The 21,143-nt window shown below is 38.4% G+C and carries 14 protein-coding genes; 12 read left to right on the top strand and 2 right to left on the bottom strand.

What is annotated here, in order from left to right:
• The first annotated feature begins 100 nt into the window (after positions 1-100).
• Together C7Y70_RS05260 and C7Y70_RS05255 are read left to right on the top strand one after the other, a co-directional pair.
• Entirely contained in the window at positions 101-529 is a 429-nt protein-coding gene (locus tag C7Y70_RS05260) for an Lrp/AsnC family transcriptional regulator (protein WP_099293519.1), read from the top strand.
• 152 nt (positions 530-681) lie between these two features.
• Positions 682-1,707 carry a GGDEF domain-containing protein gene (locus C7Y70_RS05255; protein ID WP_135473639.1) on the top strand — a complete coding sequence of 342 codons (1,026 nt, stop codon included), beginning with the start codon at positions 682-684 and terminating at the stop codon, positions 1,705-1,707.
• On the opposite strand, the gene C7Y70_RS20490 is transcribed toward C7Y70_RS05255, so the two are convergent.
• Both C7Y70_RS20490 and C7Y70_RS05245 read right to left on the bottom strand, forming a co-directional pair.
• Positions 1,699-2,622: a hypothetical protein gene (locus C7Y70_RS20490; RefSeq protein WP_167850792.1), complete on the bottom strand. Its 924-nt coding sequence runs from the start codon at positions 2,620-2,622 to the stop codon at positions 1,699-1,701. The genes C7Y70_RS05255 and C7Y70_RS20490 overlap by 9 nt on opposite strands.
• 69 nt (positions 2,623-2,691) lie before the next feature.
• Positions 2,692-4,611 carry a bifunctional diguanylate cyclase/phosphodiesterase gene (locus C7Y70_RS05245; RefSeq protein ID WP_099293513.1) on the bottom strand — a complete coding sequence of 640 codons (1,920 nt, stop codon included), beginning with the start codon at positions 4,609-4,611 and terminating at the stop codon, positions 2,692-2,694.
• 473 nt (positions 4,612-5,084) lie between these two features.
• On the opposite strand from C7Y70_RS05245, the gene C7Y70_RS05240 reads away from it, so the two are divergent.
• The 10 genes from C7Y70_RS05240 (at position 5,085) to C7Y70_RS05195 (ending at position 20,871) form a co-directional block, all read left to right on the top strand.
• Positions 5,085-5,384, top strand: a complete 300-nt coding sequence (locus C7Y70_RS05240) for an isoamylase early set domain-containing protein (RefSeq protein ID WP_099293511.1) — start codon at positions 5,085-5,087, stop codon at positions 5,382-5,384.
• Between the two features lie 9 nt (positions 5,385-5,393).
• The gene (malQ, locus tag C7Y70_RS05235) at positions 5,394-7,376 is read left to right on the top strand and encodes a 4-alpha-glucanotransferase (protein ID WP_135473638.1); all 1,983 of its coding nucleotides are present in this window, start codon (positions 5,394-5,396) and stop codon (positions 7,374-7,376) included.
• The gene (glgB, locus tag C7Y70_RS05230) at positions 7,377-9,599 is read left to right on the top strand and encodes a 1,4-alpha-glucan branching protein GlgB (RefSeq protein ID WP_135473637.1); all 2,223 of its coding nucleotides are present in this window, start codon (positions 7,377-7,379) and stop codon (positions 9,597-9,599) included.
• On the top strand, positions 9,583-11,637 hold the full coding sequence (gene glgX / locus C7Y70_RS05225) for a glycogen debranching protein GlgX (protein ID WP_135473636.1): 2,055 nt from the start codon (positions 9,583-9,585) through the stop codon (positions 11,635-11,637). Before glgB ends, glgX begins: the two co-directional genes overlap by 17 nt.
• Entirely contained in the window at positions 11,630-14,140 is a 2,511-nt protein-coding gene (locus C7Y70_RS05220; RefSeq protein ID WP_135473635.1) for a glycogen/starch/alpha-glucan phosphorylase, read from the top strand. Before glgX ends, C7Y70_RS05220 begins: the two co-directional genes overlap by 8 nt.
• A 14-nt stretch (positions 14,141-14,154) precedes the next feature.
• Positions 14,155-15,456: a glucose-1-phosphate adenylyltransferase gene (gene glgC / locus C7Y70_RS05215; RefSeq protein WP_099293500.1), complete on the top strand. Its 1,302-nt coding sequence runs from the start codon at positions 14,155-14,157 to the stop codon at positions 15,454-15,456.
• A gap of 21 nt (positions 15,457-15,477) precedes the next feature.
• Positions 15,478-17,016: a glycogen/starch synthase gene (locus C7Y70_RS05210; protein ID WP_135473634.1), complete on the top strand. Its 1,539-nt coding sequence runs from the start codon at positions 15,478-15,480 to the stop codon at positions 17,014-17,016.
• 119 nt (positions 17,017-17,135) lie between these two features.
• A complete protein-coding gene (locus C7Y70_RS05205; protein WP_135473633.1) occupies positions 17,136-18,347 on the top strand; it encodes an HDOD domain-containing protein in 1,212 nt (403 codons plus the stop codon).
• 319 nt (positions 18,348-18,666) lie between these two features.
• Complete coding sequence (locus C7Y70_RS05200) at positions 18,667-19,746, top strand: DUF418 domain-containing protein (RefSeq protein ID WP_135473632.1); 1,080 nt, start codon at positions 18,667-18,669, stop codon at positions 19,744-19,746.
• Positions 19,747-19,794: 48 nt separating this feature from the next.
• Entirely contained in the window at positions 19,795-20,871 is a 1,077-nt protein-coding gene (locus C7Y70_RS05195) for an ABC transporter substrate-binding protein (RefSeq protein WP_135473631.1), read from the top strand.
• Positions 20,872-21,143 lie beyond the last annotated feature (272 nt).

The following is a 21,143-nucleotide window of genomic DNA, read 5'->3' as shown; positions in this document are numbered from 1 at the left end:
TGTTATTTATCTATTATCTAGCTTCGTTAGTTAAATTTGCAGTGCTAAATTGTTAAAAATGACTATAATAAAAGTCATATTAACGATTAGGGTTAGCAAAGTGATAGGAAAGCAAGATGAAAAGCTACTTGCAATTTTAAGAACAAACGCCCGTGCAAGTATTTCTGATTTAGCAAGAGCGCTGAATTTATCCCGTTCAACTGTACAAAGTAGAATGCTTAAGTTAGAAGAAACAGGAGTTATCAAAGGCTACAGTGTTGATTATGGTGAAGCGTATCTCAATGCAATGGTTGCGGCACATGTGTCAATTAAAGTGAAGCAAAAGCTAACTACGAAAACAAATTTAGAGCTTAAGCAAATTGATGCTATTTCACAGTTATATGCAATAAGTGGTGAATTTGATTTAATTGCAGTCGTACAGGCACAAAACTTAGAAAAGTTAAGTCATTTACTTGATGATATTGGTAATTTAGATGGCGTTGAGCGAACAACGTCTTCAGTTATTTTAGAAACTAAATTTAATCGTTAGTGTAATAGTAAATTAATCACTATACTAAGTTTAAAATATTCATTAAATTTAGTGTGAATAGCTTTTATAGGTACTGTTATTAGTATAATTAAAGCTTAATAATATTAGTGTCAAATAGTGTTCTTACACAAAGATTTGGCTTTTGAGGGCTTATGCAAGTCGGTTTACTAAATTCAATTATTAAGATAACGAAAAACAAAGATGTAGACTCTCTTGAGTATACGATAATCTCAACGATTCAAGAGTTCGTTAAGTGCGAAGAAATATCGATATATAAAGATTTAGAAGTTGCTGGAGAATTGCGGATTGAACGAAGCGCTTCTTTAAAATTTTTATCTCAAAATGATTTTATTTGGCAAGATAAAGATGTCATAAAAGAGCCCGATGCTGAACTAGTTTCATGTATCAGTTCTTCCTGCATTATCACTGTTAAATCAGATAACAATAAAGAACGTCGGTGGCTTCCTATCAATGTGCGTGATAAACCCGTTGCTGTTATTGCTATTTTATCGGAACATTTAGAAAGTGAAGATCAAGTGTTGCTGAATGCTTTTTGTCGCATCTTTGAAAATTACTTAGCAATTTTACATGAAAGTGAAACGGATAAACTGACAGGGCTGTTGAATCGTCAAACGTTTGATAAGAAGATCAAGCTACTGATAGAAAAGCAAATGGCGAAGCAGCATCAGAACATCAAAACAGATGAAAAACGCTCTAAACACTCAGGTTCCTCCTCCTGGCTCGCGATTGTTGATATTGATCACTTTAAGCAAGTCAATGATGAATACGGCCACGTCTGTGGCGATGAAGTTTTATTAGTGTTAGCACAAAAAATGAAAAGCTATTTTCGTTCATCAGATTTAATATTTCGATTTGGGGGAGAGGAGTTTGTATTGGTATTTGAACCAACAAATTATGATTTTATCCACGCTAAGTTAAATACATTTTTAGATTTAGTGAGAAATACAAAATTTCCATTCGTCTCAAACCTATCTTTGAGTATTGGCTTATCTAGGATCAGCCCCTATGACTTTCCTATTTCTGTTGTAGAAAATGCGGATAAAGCACTTTATTACGCTAAACGAAATGGGCGTGACCAATTATGTTTTTATGATGAATTAGTCACAAAAAATTTGATAGATACCAAAGAAAAACAATCTGATATTGATTTATTTTAACTGAAGAGGTGATTTTTTAATTACCTTTTTTGTTGTCTCATCCAGCTTAATGACATAGGCATTACCTCCTATACCCTTAAATTCCTCATCGGTAAATACTAGCGTATTTTCATCGTAAAAGGTTATGGCTTCTTTTTGAGTCACAATTCCTAAGTCAATTTGAGATACGTCACCAGAGAAAAATTTATCACCTTCAAAGTTTTCGAATAGCCAGATACTAGTTGAGTCGAGTAAGACGAGTTTTTTTCGGTTTGGGCTTAAAGCTGCCGATGTTATCCAGCACAACTTTTCCATTGTGGTACACGTTTGAAATGAATCAATTAATTGTGCATCAAAGTTAGCAGCATGGTCGCCCACTTTATATACATTGGTTATGCCATCAAATGGTTTAGTTCTGTTTTTTGTAAAAAGGTATAAATGTCTGCCAAATGCAACAAAAGCCTCTAAGTCATAATTTCGTTTATTAGGAGCAACTGGTTGGTCATTGAGTTCAGGATAGGTAAATTTAATAATTTCTGCTTGTGTAGAGTTACCTTTTATATCAATGGGGTTTTCAATTTTATAAATAGTCAGCCATCGACGCTCTTGTTTGTTATTGCCAAAATCACCTAAGAAAAAATGGCCAAAGTCATTTTGGGTGATGTCTTCCCAGTCAATATTTTTAGCGTTGGTAACAAGTACTTCTTTTGAGATAGAGCCATCTTCACTTAGGCGGTAAAGTTTTGCATCATCGCCACCATCATTGATGGCCCAAAGTTGATTGGATTTATCAAATTCGATACCGGATATTTCTTTAAGACGCGCATCTACAGTAAGTTTCTTTTTACTGTAAAGGGTATAGATAGATGAACCAATAGTAATAGCTGTTATCAGTACGGCAAATATGATGAGAGACAAGAAACTTTTTTTGAGCATTGGTTTTATAAAAAGATAGTAATATCCCGCTATTATGCTGTATTTAGCTAATAATTACTACTTGGAGGCTTAACCATTTGATTCAATTTGCCATACCCCCGTGCCTGTAGCAGCTACGTGGTTAACGTTACCTTGTAAAACTTTGTTGCCTACATTAATCGACGATTCTGGTCGGCTGACTAAATACCCTTGCACACTGCTGATCCCTAAGCGCTTGACAAGGTCAAATTGTGCGAGTTCTTCAACACCTTCAGCCACTATCTTCAGCCCTAATTTAGTACCTAGTTCGCTGATTGAATTTAAAATTTCATTATATTTAGGATTTTCATTTGCTTGAGCAATAAAGAGCCTATCTATTTTTAAAACATCGATAGGTAAATCAGCCAATGTACTTAAAGAACTAAATCCGGTGCCAAAGTCATCAATAGCGATAGTGACACCTTTTGTTCTGAGTTTTTCTAATTCTCTGATTATGCTATTGCTAGCCGTAATCAGTGTTGATTCAGTTATTTCGAGCATAAGTGCAGAAGGTGGTAAGCCTGTTTTATCAAGTTTTTGCATTACCCAGTCATGCAGTGGTCGGTGTTTTAGTTGAATTCCCGAGACATTGACTGAGATTTTTACTTTACGCATACCTGCATTATGCCAAGCTGACATTTGTCTACATGATTCAAGCATAATCCAATCACCGAGCTCTAATATGAGGTTAGACTCTTCAGCAATAGGAATGAATTCAACGGGAGATATCATTCCTTCAACCGGATGATCCCAGCGAACCAATGCTTCGAAATAGTCTATGGCACAATCTTCAACATGAACGATTGGCTGAAATGAAAGGTGAAAGTTTTGACACGCAATAGCTAATCGCAACTCTTCAAGAAGGTAGTGATAGCGGCGCATCTTATTACCCATTTCAGGTGAGTAAACTTTAAAAATTCCACGCCCGTCAGTTTTTGCTCTATACATTGCAACATCAGCCATTTGCAATAAAGCATGAGGAGTAGATGCACTGTCAGGGTAGACTGCCACACCCACGCTAGCACTTATTTTTATCAGTTTATTACCTAAAACAAAATCACGTTCTATTTCACTCAATACATTTTGCGCAACGTCTAATGTCTTACTTTCACTATCAATGTTATTGATAAAAATAGAAAATTCATCTCCCCCCAAACGCGCTAAGTTTTGCTCTAGCATACTGGTTGGATTAATATCATTTAGTTTGTGATTACGTAAAACGCTTGCAAGTCGCTCAGCAACTTGGATTAAAACTTCATCACCAAAGCTATGGCCAAAAGAATCATTAACTTGTTTAAAGCCATCTAAATCAATAAACAGCAAGGCACAGTGCATATTTTCAAGTTCGGCACTATTTAATTGTCGGTCAAGATGTTCAATGTAAGCATGACGGTCAATTAACTGTGTTAGTTTATCCTGGCTAATACTAGTTTGTGTTTCTCTGGTATATGTTGCGATATGTGTGTTTAAGGCCGATAAACCCTGACTTAACCGAGTCACAGGATTAATAATTTCTAAAGACGGTAACTGAATTTTAAACGAACTTAATAATTTATCGGTTTGAATGTTTAATTGTTCGATTACTTTTTGTTCACGGCGAGCGCGCTGTAGACTCCCCAAATACCAAGTTAACCAAAAGCCCATCAAAATTAAAATAATAAGGTTGGCTGGAGAAAGAAGCGTGGCCACTAATAATGACGAATATTGCACAGTAACAAATTCAGCATCCGTAATTTTTATCAGTAAATAATCATGCTCGTTGGTTGATATTAGACTGTGTCCACTTAATACAGGGTTATACCAAGAGGGTATTTCTAAATGAGTTTGCGCTATGGGAAACGTTCGAATAGCGACATTCGACTGTTTTGGATTAATACTATTAACTTGTTTTGTCAGCAAAATATTTAAGCCGTAACAAAAGACAATTAAAGTAATTAAAGCAATACTGATTACACGAAAAAATTTAGTCATTCTATTAAGCCATTATGACCCCCTATTTTATTATGATTATAGCGAAGGGAGTTGGTACTTTTTTTCAGTATATAGTGTGTGAGTTCAAGAGACAAACTTTTCACAAGCACGGTATTAAAAAAACATGATTTTAAGAATTAGAGTACTTAATCTACTGTGTTTGTTGAATTTTTCGCTTGTTTCAAATTTAGTTTATTTCACTTTACGAATCTTTATATGTTATCTATTTTGTTTACTGTTAGTTGTTTGATAAGTGAACTATGGTTTAGTTCTTGCAGTTTTCAATTTAACGTAAAAGATAGCCTCATATAGAGCTATTTTGCACCATACTTGTGCGGTGGATTTTTTAATGCACTGTCATAAAGCATAAATATAAGTTTGATTAACTTATAAACACCCCCCGGCATATGTTGAGTAGTTGAACTGGCACGGTGGCAAGGATAAATAAACATAAAGTTTAGCTGGAGCCCGCTATGTTGAGTAAACGTTTTTTTAAAACCAAAGAAGAAGCTGAAGTAACGTTCGAATTTAGTCACCCTGACGCACAAGATGTGCAACTTGTTGCTGAATTTACAGATTGGCAGCCTGTTGCAATGAAATTTAATAAGAAGCAGCGTTGTTTTAAATTAAAACAACGCTTACCTAATAATCAACAATTTCACTTTAGATACCTTATAGACGGTACTATTTGGGATAACGATCATCAAGCAGATGGTTACGCTGCTAATAATTACGGTACTGAAAACAGCATTGTAAATACTCAACGTGTATAAGGTAATATAATGGATTTACTTTCGCAGTTGTTTTATCTGCATGGTATTGGTTACGAATACACAAAATATACTGGGGAACAGGTATTTTTTGAACACGATACACGTTCAGCGGCACTTCGCTGTTGTGGCGTAGATACTGAAAACCTTCAGCAAATAGAGCATTTAAATATCTCATTGGATGCTGCAAAATGGCTAGAATATGTGCCTAGTTGCAGCCTTGTTCAAAGCGATGCACCAGCTTTAAAAGTGAGGGTTGATAAACGGCTAATACATCATACTTGCACTATTTCTTTTGAAAGTTTAGATATTGAGCCAATAGTTTCTGATTTACACACTCTTGAGTGTACTGGAAATTATACGTTTAATGATGTCGTTTATGTTGAGTTGCAAGTTTGCTTGCCTAAACTCCCTGTTGGTTATCATGATGCTAAAGTTTCTATTAATAGCAAAACAGTCTTGACTGAAATTTGGGCAACCCCTAAACAAAGTTATCAAATTCCTGATAAAAAACGCACAGGCCTATCAATACAGCTATATAGCTTAAAAAATAAAGCAGGGTTAGGGATTGGTGATTTTGCCGATTTAATGGAATTGACTTGCCACAGTGCTGCTTTGCAACTTGATTATATATTGCTTAATCCATTGCATTTACTTTTTGTAGACGAACCCGAAAGAGCAAGCCCTTACAGTCCAAACAATCGTGCTTTACTTAATCCATTATATATTGCGGTGTCACTTAGCGAAGATGCACATGCTAACGCTTCGTTGAATCAACTTCTTAAAGAATCTGAACACTTTAATACCGATAGTCAATATATTGATTATACCTTGGTTTCTCAATACAAATACCAACTACTTAAATGTCTGCATAACAAGTTTATAGCTGATGGAAGTGATGAGCGAAAAGCTCAATACGCACTCTTTTGCCAAGAACACCGCACAACGCTGGCAACCCTTGAACAACAAGATTCCGAGTTTGCTTACTATCTACAATGGCAAGCGCATACTCAGTTAAAGCAATGTCAAAACGTAGCGAGAGACAGCGGGATGGCAATTGGTTTAATCAATGATTTAGCCGTAGGATGTGCCGGCGATGGTGGTGAGTTTTCAACCCAGCAGCAGCTATTTGCTAAAAATGCACATGTAGGTGCTCCGCCAGATCCGTGGGCTGAGCAAGGCCAAAACTGGGGCTTACCTGCTCTGAACCCAGTTAAAGTAGGTGACAATAATTTCGCATTTTACCGTGCACTCATTAAATCTAACATGGAAGATGTGGGTGGATTGCGTATTGATCATGTAATGGCCATACGTAGATTATGGTGGTGCTTCGAGATTAATGGACAACAAGAAGGGTGTTATGTGTATTACCCGTTTGAATACTTACTGGCAATTGTAACCATCGAATCGCACTTGAATGAATGTATTGTGATTGGTGAAGACTTAGGGGTTGTACCTCAGGAGGTAAAAAAAGCGCTGGCAGAGAAAGCAATTTTTTCAAATAGCTTATTTTACTTTGAGAAAGATCAATATGATGAGTTTTTACCTGCCGACGCGTTTGACCCCCATTGTTTATTAATGATTGCTAATCATGATGTCCCTCCATTTTTCGCTTGGTGGGAAGGCCGCGATATAAATTTAAAGGTTCAATATCAATTAATAGATGAACCGCAACAAGTGAAAGATTTAGAAGTCCGTCAAGTTGAAAAACAACGAATGTTACGATTTTTAGAGCAAAGTGGTCATCATGGCTATACGCTTAATACGCAAACTAAAGATATATATACCGCATTGACATTAAGTCTAGCACAGTCACCAGCTCAACTTTTCGCAATTCAATTAGATGACTTGGATCAGCAAATACTCTCTGTGAATATCCCCGGTACAGATAAAGAGTACCCCAATTGGCGAAGAGTGCTTTCTAAGCCATGTACAGAAATACTAAAACAACATGCTAATTTGCTTAGTGAAATAAATTCAATAAGGACGTATTAAATGAACAGTTCTGTTCAAATTAAATCAGTATCCGATCAGTATAATCAGCAAGTATCTGCGTTAGAGCGTGGTTGTTTTAAAGACCCATTTAGTTTTCTAGGTGTACATACTGATTCAAACGGTAAGCAATGTATCCGTTGTTTTTTACCCGCAGCCAAAAGCGTCAGTGTTAAATCAAAAGGCACAGTAATTAATTGTTCTCGATATATGGATTCGGATCTATTTATTGCACACCTTAATTCTGTACTGAGCGATGACTACGAACTAGTTATTAAATACTCTGATTGCACCGTTTCGCAGCGTGATATATACAATTTTCCAAGTGCCTTAGATACGCATGCAATGTATTTATTTAATGAAGGTACGCTTGAGCATGCGTATCGTCATTTAGGCGCTCATTTTATTACTCTTAATGAGACTGATGGAGTTCGCTTTAGTGTATGGGCCCCAAATGCAAACAGTGTTTCAGTCATTGGCGAATTTAATCACTGGCAGCGAAATCATCACTTTATGCGTTTTAACCCAGGTTCAGGGGTATGGGATATTTTTATTCCAGCTCTTACAGCAGGGCAGTGCTATAAGTTTGCTATTACAACAACGAGTGGCGATGTACTCGAAAAAGCCGATCCATTTGCATTTAAAATGCAACAAGCGCCCGGTACCGCTTCTGTATTGCAACCCCAATTAGGTGCCATCAAGTTAACTGATAAAATGCTAAAGCAAAAAGCGAAGCGAAATGCTATTGATGCACCCATCAGCATTTATGAAGTTCATTTAGGTTCTTGGCAACGAAAGATTGATAATTGCTACTTAAACTATACTGAATTTGCTGAACACCTCATCTCTTATGTTAAAGAAACGGGGTTTACTCACATTCAATTAATGCCGATAAGTGAGTATCCGTTTGACGGTTCTTGGGGTTATCAACCAGTTGGTCTATTTTCGCCAACAAGTCGTTTTGGCAGTGTTGATGACTTCAGATATTTCGTGCAACGCTGTCACGAAGAAAATATTGGGTTGTTAGTTGACTGGGTTCCGGGACACTTCCCAAGTGATCCGCACGGGTTACATTGTTTCGATGGCACGCACCTATACGAACACGCAGATGCAAGACAAGGGTTTCACCCTGATTGGAACACGTATATTTATAATTATGATAGGCCTGAAGTACGCAGCTTCTTAGTTGCAAACGCGATGTTTTGGCTTGAGGAATTTGCTATAGATGGTTTGCGTGTTGATGCTGTTGCCTCGATGTTATACCTAGACTACAGCCGTGAAGAGGGACAGTGGGTACCTAATTGTTATGGTGGCAGAGAAAACCTTGGTGCAATCGAATGTTTAAAGCAAGTTAACCTGCGTAGTTATGCAAATAACCCCGGTATTATGATGGTTGCAGAAGAGTCAACTGCGTGGCCAGGAGTGACCCGCCAATTGGATCATGATGGTTTAGGTTTTGGTTATAAGTGGAATATGGGCTGGATGAATGACAGTTTGCATTATATGCAACGAGACCCACTCTATAGACAGCATCATCACCATGAAATGACATTTTCTATGGTCTATGCATTTAGTGAAAACTACATTTTACCGTTAAGTCATGACGAAGTGGTGCATGGCAAAGGCTCATTAATTGAAAAAATGCCAGGAGATGATTGGCAGCAATTTGCAAATTTACGCGCATATTATGCCTTTATGTGGGCACACCCGGGTAAAAAGTTACTCTTTATGGGCGGAGAGTTTGCACAGCGCAAAGAATGGAACCACGACCAATCCCTTGATTGGCACCTGTTAGAGCACCAAAGCCACAATGGTATTCAAAACACTGTTAAAACATTAAACGAAGTTTATACGTCTACACCTGCTTTGTATGAATTAGATTCAGAACCAGCGGGTTTCAGTTGGATTGATAATCAAAACGCACAACAAAGTATTTTTAGTTTCGTTCGTTATGCTAAAAAAGCGTCAGATTATGTGGTGGTGGTGTGTAACTTAACACCGAATGTTTACCAGGGGTATCAAATAGGTGTGCCGTCAAATGGGCATTTTGAAGTGGTGCTTAATACGGATGATGAGTTACTTTTTGGCTCCGGGGTTAAGGTGAGTGATGGTTTAATTGCAACAGAAGCATCGCCGAGCCATGGTCATCAAAACAGTGTATTAATAACGTTACCACCGCTTGCGACAGTTTATCTGAAAAAGGTGTGCAATGAGTCTATCAATTGAGTTAAGCCAAGGGGAAATTACCTCTTTAGGTGCGTCAATCAAAGATAATGGCGTCAACTTTGCTGTTTATGCCCCATTGGCAAAGCAATTGTATCTCTGCTTATTTGATGCTAGCGGGCATACCGAAGTGCTTAAATTAGCGATGAACAAAAATGAAGGTGGAGTGTGGAGCTTATTTATTAGCCCACTGCCTGTCGGTACGTTATATGGGTATCGAGCGGAAGGTGAGTATCAGCCTAGTAAAGGCCTGCATTTTAATAGTCAAAAACTTTTAATAGACCCATATGCAAAAGACTTATTTGGTGAATTCACTTGGAGTGAACGTCATTACAGTCAAATGCCCATTGGTACATTAAGTGCCGTGAATAATGCCATTGATATGCCAAAGTCAAAAGTGACACAGCTACAACCTTATCAAGGTGTTAAACCGAATCATAACTGGGGCAAAACGGTCATATATGAATGCCATGTTAAAGGGGCAACTGCGCGCCACCCTAGTATACCAGAGCATTTAAGAGGTAAATATTTAGGGTTAAGCCACGCTGTATTTATTGAACATTTGCGAGATCTTGGTGTGACAACACTTGAATTGTTACCAGTGCATAGTTTTATCAGTGAACAATTTTTAACTGGAAAAGGCTTACAAAACTACTGGGGCTACAACACGTTAAACTTTTTCACCCCCCATAAAGATTACCTTGTTGATGATGAAATAGCTGAATTTCAACAAATGGTCTCAAAACTTCACAATGCTGGGATCGAAGTCATACTTGATGTGGTTTATAACCACACTGCTGAAGCTGGAATTGACGGCCCCTTGTTATCATGGCGCGGGTTAAATAATCCTGGTTACTATCGCGCTGTTGAAGGAGATCCTAAAGTCTACATTAATGATACAGGCTGCGGCAACACACTCGATATTGACAATCCATATAGCTTAAAAATGGTCCTAGATAGCTTACGTTATTGGGTAGAAATTATGGGGGTTGATGGCTTTAGATTCGACTTAGCTTCAATTTTAGCTAGAACCGCACACGGTTTTAACCAGCAACACACATTCTTACAAGCAATTAATCAAGACCCTGTTTTATCAAAAGTTAAACTGATTGCAGAGCCATGGGATATTGGCCCAGGTGGTTACCAATTGGGCGCGTTTCCTGCACCGTGGCGTGAGTGGAATGACAAATACCGTGATGTTGTAAGGCGTTTTTGGTGTGGTGAGCAAAACATGTTACCTAAATTAGCTAAGCGATTACATGGCTCATGCGATTTGTTTGATCATAATTTAAGAGGCCCGCTTAATAGCATCAATTTTATTACAAGCCATGATGGTTTTACGCTTGCGGACTCGGTCAGTTATGAAGAAAAACATAATGAAGCCAATGGTGAGCAAAATAGAGATGGGCACAGCGCTAATTATTCCTTCAATTGTGGTGTTGAAGGATTTAGTAATGACCCAAAAATTACTGCTGTTCGTCTGCAACAGCAAAAAAATATGTTGCTCACATTATTATTGTCGAAAGGCGTGCCAATGCTTGCATCCGGCAGTGAAATGGGCCATTCGCAAGGGGGTAACAATAACGCTTATTGTCAAAATAATCGCACGAGTTGGCTTGCTTGGAAAGGCTCTCAACGTCGACACCCGCTAACACGCTTCATTGATGACGTTTTACGGTTACGTAAACAACATTGCGTATTTAAACACCGCGAATTTTTACATGACACAGATAAACGATTCGCAGTGCATTGGTTTAATGAACTGGGCATGCCAATGCAAGAGGATGATTGGCATGATGGCAGTAAGCAATTTTTGATGTATAGCTTGCACGACGAACAATTAAAATCTGCATTATTAATTATATTAAATGCAAGTGACGTAACGGTAGATTGTACGCTGCCAGAAGCCGAAGAAGGTGATTGGCAGCTAAACATAACAAGCGTTGAAGCAGGTGTTTTAAAAGACACAAAACAATTTGAAGTTGCTGCGCATAGCAGTTGGGTATTTTCAGCTAATTTAGAAGGCGAAGGTCATGGCTAAGAACAGTGAACAAATATGTGTTGCAAAGGGTTGGCAAGATGCTCCTTTGATTGATGAAAGTACATTGGAAGACGATTTATCGCGGCACTTTTACTACACTTTGGGGCGTGACAAAGTGGGCAAGTCTCAGTTGTATTTATACAACGCACTGGCGTTTACTATTCGCGATCGGTTAGTTGCTCGGTGTCGTGCTACCAAACAGCAAATGAACAGTGAAAAGCGTCGTAAAACAGCTTACATCTCGCTTGAGTTTTTAATGGGCCGAGCAATGGGCAATGCAATTTTAAATCTAGATTTAGACGACCAAGTTAGCCAAGCACTGCAACAATATTGTACTAATATTGAAGATGTCGCCCAAGCAGAGCATGATGCGGGGTTAGGTAATGGCGGATTAGGGCGCCTAGCTGCTTGTTTTTTAGATAGCTGCGCAAGCCTTGCATTACCCGTTGTAGGTTATGGTATACGTTATGAGTACGGTATGTTCAATCAAGCCATTGAAAACGGCCACCAAGTAGAGCAACCGGATAACTGGCTTCGCGAAGGGCATCCTTGGGAGTTAAGCGCGCCAGAGCAATCTAAACGGGTAAAATTCTTTGGTCACGTTGAGTGTTACACAGATAAAAATGGTCGTGAACACCGTCAATGGTTAAATACACATGATGTACTTGCAGTTCCTTATGACGTTCCTATTCCAGGCTATAAAAATGATATCGTAAATACCTTACGTTTATGGAAATCAGAGGCCACCGACGAATTTGATTTAAGTGAGTTCAATGCCGGTAGTTATTCTGAAGCTGTTGCCCATAAAAATCTAGCCGAACAAATTACAATGGTATTGTACCCTAATGACAGTAGTGAAAATGGTAAGGAACTAAGGTTACGCCAACAATACTTCTTGTCGTCTGCGAGCCTACAAGACACCATTGCTAGCTGGGTATCACAGCATGGCGAAGACTTTAGTGATTTTGCTGATTATCATGTTTTTCAGCTTAATGACACACACCCAAGTATTGCTGTTGCCGAGCTAATGCGCTTACTCATTGATGAGTATGAGCTCGATTGGGATAAAGCATGGCAAATCACAACTGCCACAATGGCGTATACAAATCATACATTATTACCTGAAGCGCTTGAAAAATGGTCAGTATCGTTATTTTCTCGCTTATTACCGCGCATTTTAGAAATCATTTATGAAATAAATGCCCGTTTTCTAGCTCAAGTGGCGCAAGCATGGCCAGGGGATGTAGCTAAACAACAAGCACTTTCACTTATTGAAGAAGGCCCTGAGCCGCAAATTCGCATGGCGTATTTAGCTATCGTAGGCAGTTATTCTGTTAATGGTGTCGCCGCGTTACATACAGAGCTGTTAAAAGAAGGGTTGTTTAAATCATTCTTCGAGTTGTGGCCTGAAAAATTTAATAATAAAACCAATGGGGTAACACCAAGGCGTTGGCTTGCTCATTGCAATCCCAAATTGACCCAGCTTATTAGTGACAAAATTGGGTCTGAGTGGGTGGGGGAATTCGCTCAAATTAGTCAATTACGTCGTTACTTTGATGATGAACAATTTCATACGCAATGGCAGCAAGTAAAGCTTGAAAACAAACAGCGCTTAGTTGATTTAGTCAAAGAACGCTGTGATGTTGAATTTGATAAACATATGTTGTTTGATGTACAAGTAAAGCGAATACATGAGTACAAGCGTCAACTATTAAACGTACTGCATGTGATTCACCTTTATGACCGCATCCGCCGCGGCGATACTGACAACTTAGTACCTCGTTGTGTACTGTTAGGTGGTAAAGCTGCACCGGGTTACTACATGGCAAAACGCATTATTAAGTTAATAAATAATGTGGCAGAAGTCATTAACAAAGACCCACTAGCCCAACCTTATTTACGTGTTGCGTTTTTACCTAATTATAATGTGACTGCAATGGAAACTATTTGTCCTGCAACGGATTTATCGGAACAAATATCAACTGCAGGTAAAGAAGCATCAGGAACAGGCAATATGAAGTTCATGATGAATGGTGCATTGACGATAGGTACCTTAGATGGTGCTAATATCGAAATCAGGGATGCGGTGGGCCAAGATAACTTTTTCTTATTTGGTGCCAAAGCACAAGAAATAGAATCTATTAAGCAAAACTATAACCCTTTGCATATCATTCACTCTACACCTGATTTACTTAATGTAATGCAACTACTTGAAAGTGGGCACTTTAACTTATTTGAACCAGGCTTGTTTGATGACATTATCGGCGCGATTAAAAGCCCGCATGATCCTTGGTTAGTCGCTCATGACTTCGAGAGCTTTGTTAAAGCGCAGCGTGATGTAGAGGGCGCTTATCAAAACCAACAACACTGGACACAAATGAGTATCTTAAATACGGCAGCAAGTGGCGTATTTTCAAGTGATAGAACAATTGGCCAATACAGCGATGAAATTTGGCATTTGACACCTTTAACAGCAAATAAAACGAACATCAGCACAGATTAATACGGAGATAAATTATGCCAAGTTATGCAAATCGTTACATAAGTAGTTTAACAAGAGAAACCTACGCGCTTATTTTAGCAGGAGGGCGAGGATCGCGACTCCATGAATTAACTAATTGGCGCGCTAAACCTGCTGTTTATTTTGGTGGTAAGCATCGAATTATAGATTTTCCGCTGTCCAATTGTATTAATTCAGGTATCAGGCGAGTGGGTATTGCGACACAATATAAATCGCACTCATTAATACGCCATGTTAACCGTGCTTGGGGTCATTTTAAAAAAGAGCTTGGCGAATCGGTAGAGATATTACCAGCATCTCAGCGTTATGGTGACGAATGGTATTGTGGCACTGCGGATGCTGTTTTTCAAAATATGGATATAATTCGTCATGAATTACCAAAGTATGTGATGATTTTGTCAGGCGATCACGTCTATCGTATGGACTACGGTGCATTATTAGCAAAACATGTTGAAACTGGTGCAGATATGACAGTTTGCTGCATAGAAGTTGATTGCGAAGAAGCGGCAGACACCTTTGGTGTGATGACAGTCGACGAAGAAAAGCGTGTAAAGCGTTTTGATGAAAAACCAGCGTCTCCAAGTTCTATTCCGGGTAAACCTGGCACGTGTTTAGCGTCAATGGGTAATTATGTATTTAATACCGATTTTTTGTTTGAGCAATTGAAAAAAGATGCTGAAAATGAAGGATCTGGACGTGACTTTGGTCATGATATAATTCCATCAATTATTGAGGAACATAACGTTTTTGCTTTCCCATTTAGAGATCCCGCACATGAAGGTCAACCTTATTGGCGTGATGTAGGTACACTTGATTCATTTTGGGAAGCTAATATGGAACTTGTTATGCCAGAACCACAATTAGATTTATATGATCCAACGTGGCCTATCTGGACTTATCAAGAGCAATTACCACCGGCTAAATTTATTTTTGATAATGACGATAGAAGAGGTATGGCTGTTGATTCAACCGTATCAGGTGGCTGCATAATTTCAGGTTCAGTAGTCAGAAAATCCTTGTTGTTTTCTAATGTTCATATTCGTTCATATTGCGAAATTGAAGAGTCAGTCATTTTACCTGGGGCAATTATTCATCGTAACTGTAGAATACGCCGTGCCATTATTGACCGTGGCTGTGAAATTCCTGAAGGTGTGGAAATTGGTTTTGACGAAAAAGCGGATAAAGAAAATGGCTTTAGGGTGTCTAATAAAGGTATTGTGCTTGTTACAAGAGATATGTTGACAGAGCTTGCCAAAAAAATAGAACGCCAAGAGCAAGAAAAAAAACGATTAGCTTAAGTTGTAGGAAGTAAATAAATAATGCATGTATTGATGGTTGCGGCCGAAAATGACGCGTTACCTAATGCCAAGGTTGGGGGAGTTGCTGATGTAATACGCGACTGCCCAAACGCATTAAGTAATAAAGGGATTTTTGTTGATGTAATAATTCCAGATTATGGGTTTAGTCAACTAGACAGAGAACGGTTAGGGACACTGAACGTGGCATTTGCAGGTCATAGCCATCAAGTTGATGTATGGCAAGTACATATTGCCAACTCATCATCAAGGCAACTGGTTTTGTCGCATCATTATTTTAGCCAACACAATGGCAATGTGTATTGTAATGATGAACCTGGTCGACCTTTTGCAACAGATGCGACTAAATTTGCGTTCTTTGGCGCGGCGGTGTGTGAAGGGTTACTGCAAGGGATTATTCCATGCCCTGATGTTATTCATCTACACGATTGGCACAGTGCATGTGTTGCTTTGCTATTAAAGTTTGATAAACGTTATGAAGCTCTGCTACAAACAAAACTTGTGTTCACTGTGCATAATATTGCATTACAAGGGATCAGACCCTTTAAAGGCGATGAATCAAGTTTAGAGGCTTGGTTTCCATCACTTGGTTATGATGGTCATGTGATATGCGACCCACGTTATCCGCATTGTTTTAATCCAATGCGTAGTGCCATAAACCTCGCTGACAAAGTTCACTTAGTATCACCTAGTTATGCTAAAGAGGTAGTATTACCTAGTGAACCAGATAAAGGGTTCTTTGGCGGTGAGGGGTTGGAAAAAGACTTACAAAAAGCGGCTGATATGGATAAAGTCGTGGGTGTTTTAAATGGTTGCGAGTACACACCAAACGATGAAAATCCCCCTAGCTTCGAAGCCTTGTATAACGCTATAGAAACAGAACTGTTTATATGGCTAGCTAAAAATAAGCAATTAGAGTCAGGTTATTATATTGCACATCAACGTTTATTATCGTTTATTAAACATGATGACAAAGGGCCACTGCTGACAAGTGTAGGGCGCTTAACCGATCAGAAAGTATTATTATTACGCCAACCATATAACAACAAACTACTTGTAGATGAACTATGTAAAGAGTTGTCAAAGTTTAATGGCAAGATCATTATTCTAGGCTCTGGTGACAGTGAATTAGAAGATGTGTTTACTCAAGCCATGGCAAGAAATACTAATCTTTTATTTTTAAAAGGTTATGGGCAGAAGATTGGCGAATTACTTTATCAACTAGGGGATTTGTTTTTAATGCCTAGTTCATTTGAGCCGTGTGGTATTAGTCAAATGTTAGCTATGCGTGCGGGACAGCCATGTTTAGTTCATCAAGTTGGTGGGCTTAATGACACGGTGACACATTTAGAAAACGGCTTCTGTTTTGATGGCAACACGCTAGAGCTGCAATGTAAAAATCTCCTGAATTGCTTTATTGAGACTCTTACACTATATAGTAAAGAGCCAAAGAAATGGCAGCATATTGTTAATAATGCGCGCAATGCCCGATTTACCTGGGATGATGTCGCACAACAATACATAGAGACTATGTACAAATAGGCTAAAAAGATTACTTTTTATAATTTTACTAGTTATAATGTTTGGATACATAAAGTGATTTAATGATTTTTTACTATTTATTTTGTAAGTAGTAAAAAATCCAGAATAAGGGCAATCTAGTGCAAGTATTTGTTGCGCGTCAAGCAATATTCAATCGTCGCCAACATGTTGTTGCGTATGAATTGTTGTTTCGTAATAGTACAGACAATTTTTTTCCTAATATCGACGAAAGTGTCGCTACTGCAAAGCTTATTATGGAAAATCAGCTTAACTTTGGCACTCGTCACATTACTTCAGGTAAGAAGGCATTAATAAATATTGGTCCAGATTCATTAAAAATGGACTTATGTACATTTTTACCCTCCAATGATGTTGTTCTTGAACTACTAGAAGATATAGAGCCAACAGAAGAAAACTATCAGCTTTGCCGTGACTTGTTTCATAAAAATTATATTTTAGCACTCGATGATTTTGTCTACGAGCCCAAGTGGGATCGTTTCCTAAAGTTTATAAAACTAATTAAATTTGATATTCAAATCACCCCACTTAAACAATTAAATGGTTTAATTACAGAACTCAAAAAACATAAAAAAATTAAACTGTTAGCAGAGAAAATAGAAACCATTGATGACTTTCAATTAGCGCATAAAATGGGCTTTGATTATTTCCAAGGCTACTTTTTTGCTAAACCTAAAGTAATTGAACAAAAAGACATTGATATGAATCATGCGCTGGCTTTGTCTATTTATGCGCAAGCGATGAAAGAAAACCCAAATATCAACACGATTGCAAGCTTATTCCAGTTAGACACCGCGCTTGCGTTTAAATTGTTAAGGTTGATAAATAGCGGTGTCTTTCCGGTGCAAAAAGAAATTGAATCCATCAGGCAGGCCTTAGTTTATTTAGGGCATGAGCATATTCGAAAATTTGTTAGTTTAATTATTACTGCACACGTGTCTAAATCTAAACCCGCTGAATTAGTAAAGATGTGCATCATTCGCGCTAGATTTTGCGAACTAGTCGCTCAGAAAGTGGCACCTAGCCATGCTAACAGTGCATTTTTAACCGGTTTATTTTCTTTACTGGACGCTATTTTAGACAGGCCGATGGCACAATTGCTGGATAAATTACCTTTCCCAGAAGAGATTAAATTGGCACTGATGGCGGAAAAAAATACACTTTTCTATATATTAGAAACAGTTAAAGCGTATGAGTCTGGAAGCTGGTGGGCATTGGAAAAAGCAGTGGTGTTTTTAAATACTTCAAGTGAGGGTTTACCTAAGTTATATGAAAATGCGTTAAGCTGGTCAAATACTCAAAAATATCATTAGGGTCTATTGACCTTTGTGGATTAAAATTGGTTCAAACTAGGATCGGTTTAATCGCGGGGCGAGGTTTGTAACCTAGTGGGCTAAGTTAAAACCGAGCAAAGCCTGCGCGTCCTGCACACGCCCCTCACCACCATTTATGTAGGCAACAAAGAGTAAGTCGCCCCTAGGCAGAACCCGAAGGGCAGCGCCTGTTTGGCATTGATGCTGCGTTATCACCTATTTATGGGGAATAACCATATCACATAGGCGGCTTGCCTAAATACTAAACAGACTGCTGCAAATTTAACCTTAAAAGGTCAGCAGACCCCAGAGCACTGTAATGAGAAATAAAAACATGGATGTAGTTCGTGGCATCGCCGTTTTAGGTTTGATGTACATGAATGTTTATTTTTTTGGTTTATTTGAATTCGGTTATGTGCCGCAACCAACCCCTCCTTTGTCAGATTATGTAATCCAGACTGTAAACCTATTTTTCATTGATGGCCGCTTCCGCACTTTGTTTTGCTTATTATTTGGCGCAGGCCTATATATACAATGGCAGCGTTATCAAAATATTACGATACTTAAGAAACGACTAAAAGTGTTGGCAGTATTTGGCTTGTTGCATGGTTTTTTACTTTGGGCGGGTGATATTTTGTTTATTTATGCCTGCGCGGGTTGGTTGACGTGTAAATATTTAAACGCGGACAATTCAATCATTATAAGGCGTGCGTGGCAGTTTTTGTTCATAGGCGCATTGATGAGCATGGTATTAATGCTAGTGGAGCCTTATGTTGTTATCAATCGCACTGATAGTGCATTTTTACAAAGTTATGAGCAAACATTGTCGAGTTTAGGCAATATACTGGGCACAAATGCACTGATGTTTGTCATTATGATTATCGCGGTCCCGTTAATTACGCTTTGGATGAGCGCTGCTGTAATGCTGGTGGGCGTGTATCTCTATAAATTAAACATTTTCGATGATGGCTTACCGACTGCCTCAGTTCGCACTGTTGGATGTATTGCTTTTTTACTGTCCTGTTTGAGAGTGCTATTGGAGTACCAACATTTTCAATTGGCAGAAGTGCTGAAAGAGCCGTTAAATTGGTTAGCGGCATTATTTACCGCCTTACTATTAATTCACATCATCGTGAAAGCTGTACATAAAGATAATTGGATCACAATCGGATTTATGCGGTTAGGTCGAATGTCTTTAACCGCTTATATTTCTCAAACGGTTTGCTTGTTTTTGCTATTCAAAATAGTGTATCCACACTGGGTATTAAGTTTTAATCGGATTGATTATTTGTATTTAGTTACAGTACTTGCGCTGATCCAATATTTTAGTTTTTGGCTTTATAGTTGTTACTTTAAACTAGGGCCACTTGAATTAGTTTGGCGAAAACTGTCAAGGTAAAGTTTGTGGGCTATGCTTAAATTCTGGTATATAAGATTAGGTTGCGATATGAAAATTCTGCTGTTAATCCTGTGTTTAAGCGTGAGCTCACAAGCCGCGGCAAATAATGCGATTTCAATCTTATTTGTTAATCCATCAATTGAAGGAGAACCCTTTTGGGCCAAGGTTCAGGCTGTAATGGAAGTCGCAGCAAAACAATATAATGTTAACCTTGATGTAATTTATGGTGAAGGTAATCGTTATCTCCAATTAGCCGAACTTAAGAAATACCTCCAGTATCGAGCCACCCCAGATTACGTTGTCCTGCTCAATTACCCCGGGGGTGCTGAGCAATCCATGTCATTGCTTGAAAAATTTAATGTAAAGTTTATTACTTTAGAGCAAACAATAACCGGCGAAGAGCGTGCAGCAATTTCAGGCCCTCAAGCGCAGTTTAAATTTTGGCTGGGTGAAATTTATCACGATAACTACACAGCAGGCTTTATGCTAGCAAAGGCATTAATTGAAAAAGCAACTGCAAAGGCACTCACACCTCATGTGGTCGCTATTAATGGCCATTATGGTACAGAGTCTGATGCGCGAAGCGATGGGCTCAAAGCTTATTTGCAGCAGCATGACTTAAGCCTTAGCCAAACAGTGTATGCTGGCTGGTCTAAACCAGAGGCGATGGAAAAAACTAAAAAGTTACTTAAAAGGTATCCAGATACAAATATCATTTGGAGCGCATCTGATTTAATGGCATTAGGCTCTTATACTGCGGTAAAAGATAAAAATGCTCATCCTTATTTAATAGGTGGGTTTGATTGGCTCAGAGATAATTTAAATTTAATAAAGCAAAACAAAATCACTGCCAGTGTAGGGGGCCACTATATGATGGGAGGTTGGGCACTCACTACTTTGGTTGATTATCATAATGGACATCCTTTTTGGCAAAACAACACCAAGGTTGAATTTGAACTGGGTGTAATAACACAAGACAATATTCACCAGTATGATTACCTTATAGACATTGCGGATTGGACTTTTTTAGATTTTAAACAGCTCTCCTTATTTCGCACTAAACAGGCTAATTATGTGTTTGATGTGTCTCAATTACGTAAAGACAACAGCCAAAATGAAAATTAACCGCGCAAAATTTTTAGCGCTGGTTTATATCTAAGTCACCCAAGATATAGAATTTAGCGTTTCACAGAGGCTCGATACTTAGACGCTACTTTGCCACAATGCCAATCATTTAAAAATAGCCTCTATGAGTTAAGTGCCTGTAAAACGTCCTCAAGGTGGGTTTTAAAACAATGTATATTGCGTTATGGATTTTAACAAAAGAACCTCTATTATCTAAAATCAATGCCTTGCCCAAATCACTTTTAATTCCAACTGTAACTCGCATCTTAGGG

The sequence above is a fragment of the Pseudoalteromonas sp. KS88 genome (assembly GCF_004766475.1).
Classification (GTDB): Bacteria; Pseudomonadota; Gammaproteobacteria; order Enterobacterales; family Alteromonadaceae; genus Pseudoalteromonas.
The sequence above is the reverse complement of the archived record's forward strand: the minus strand, read 5'-3'. Positions and strand labels throughout refer to the sequence as shown.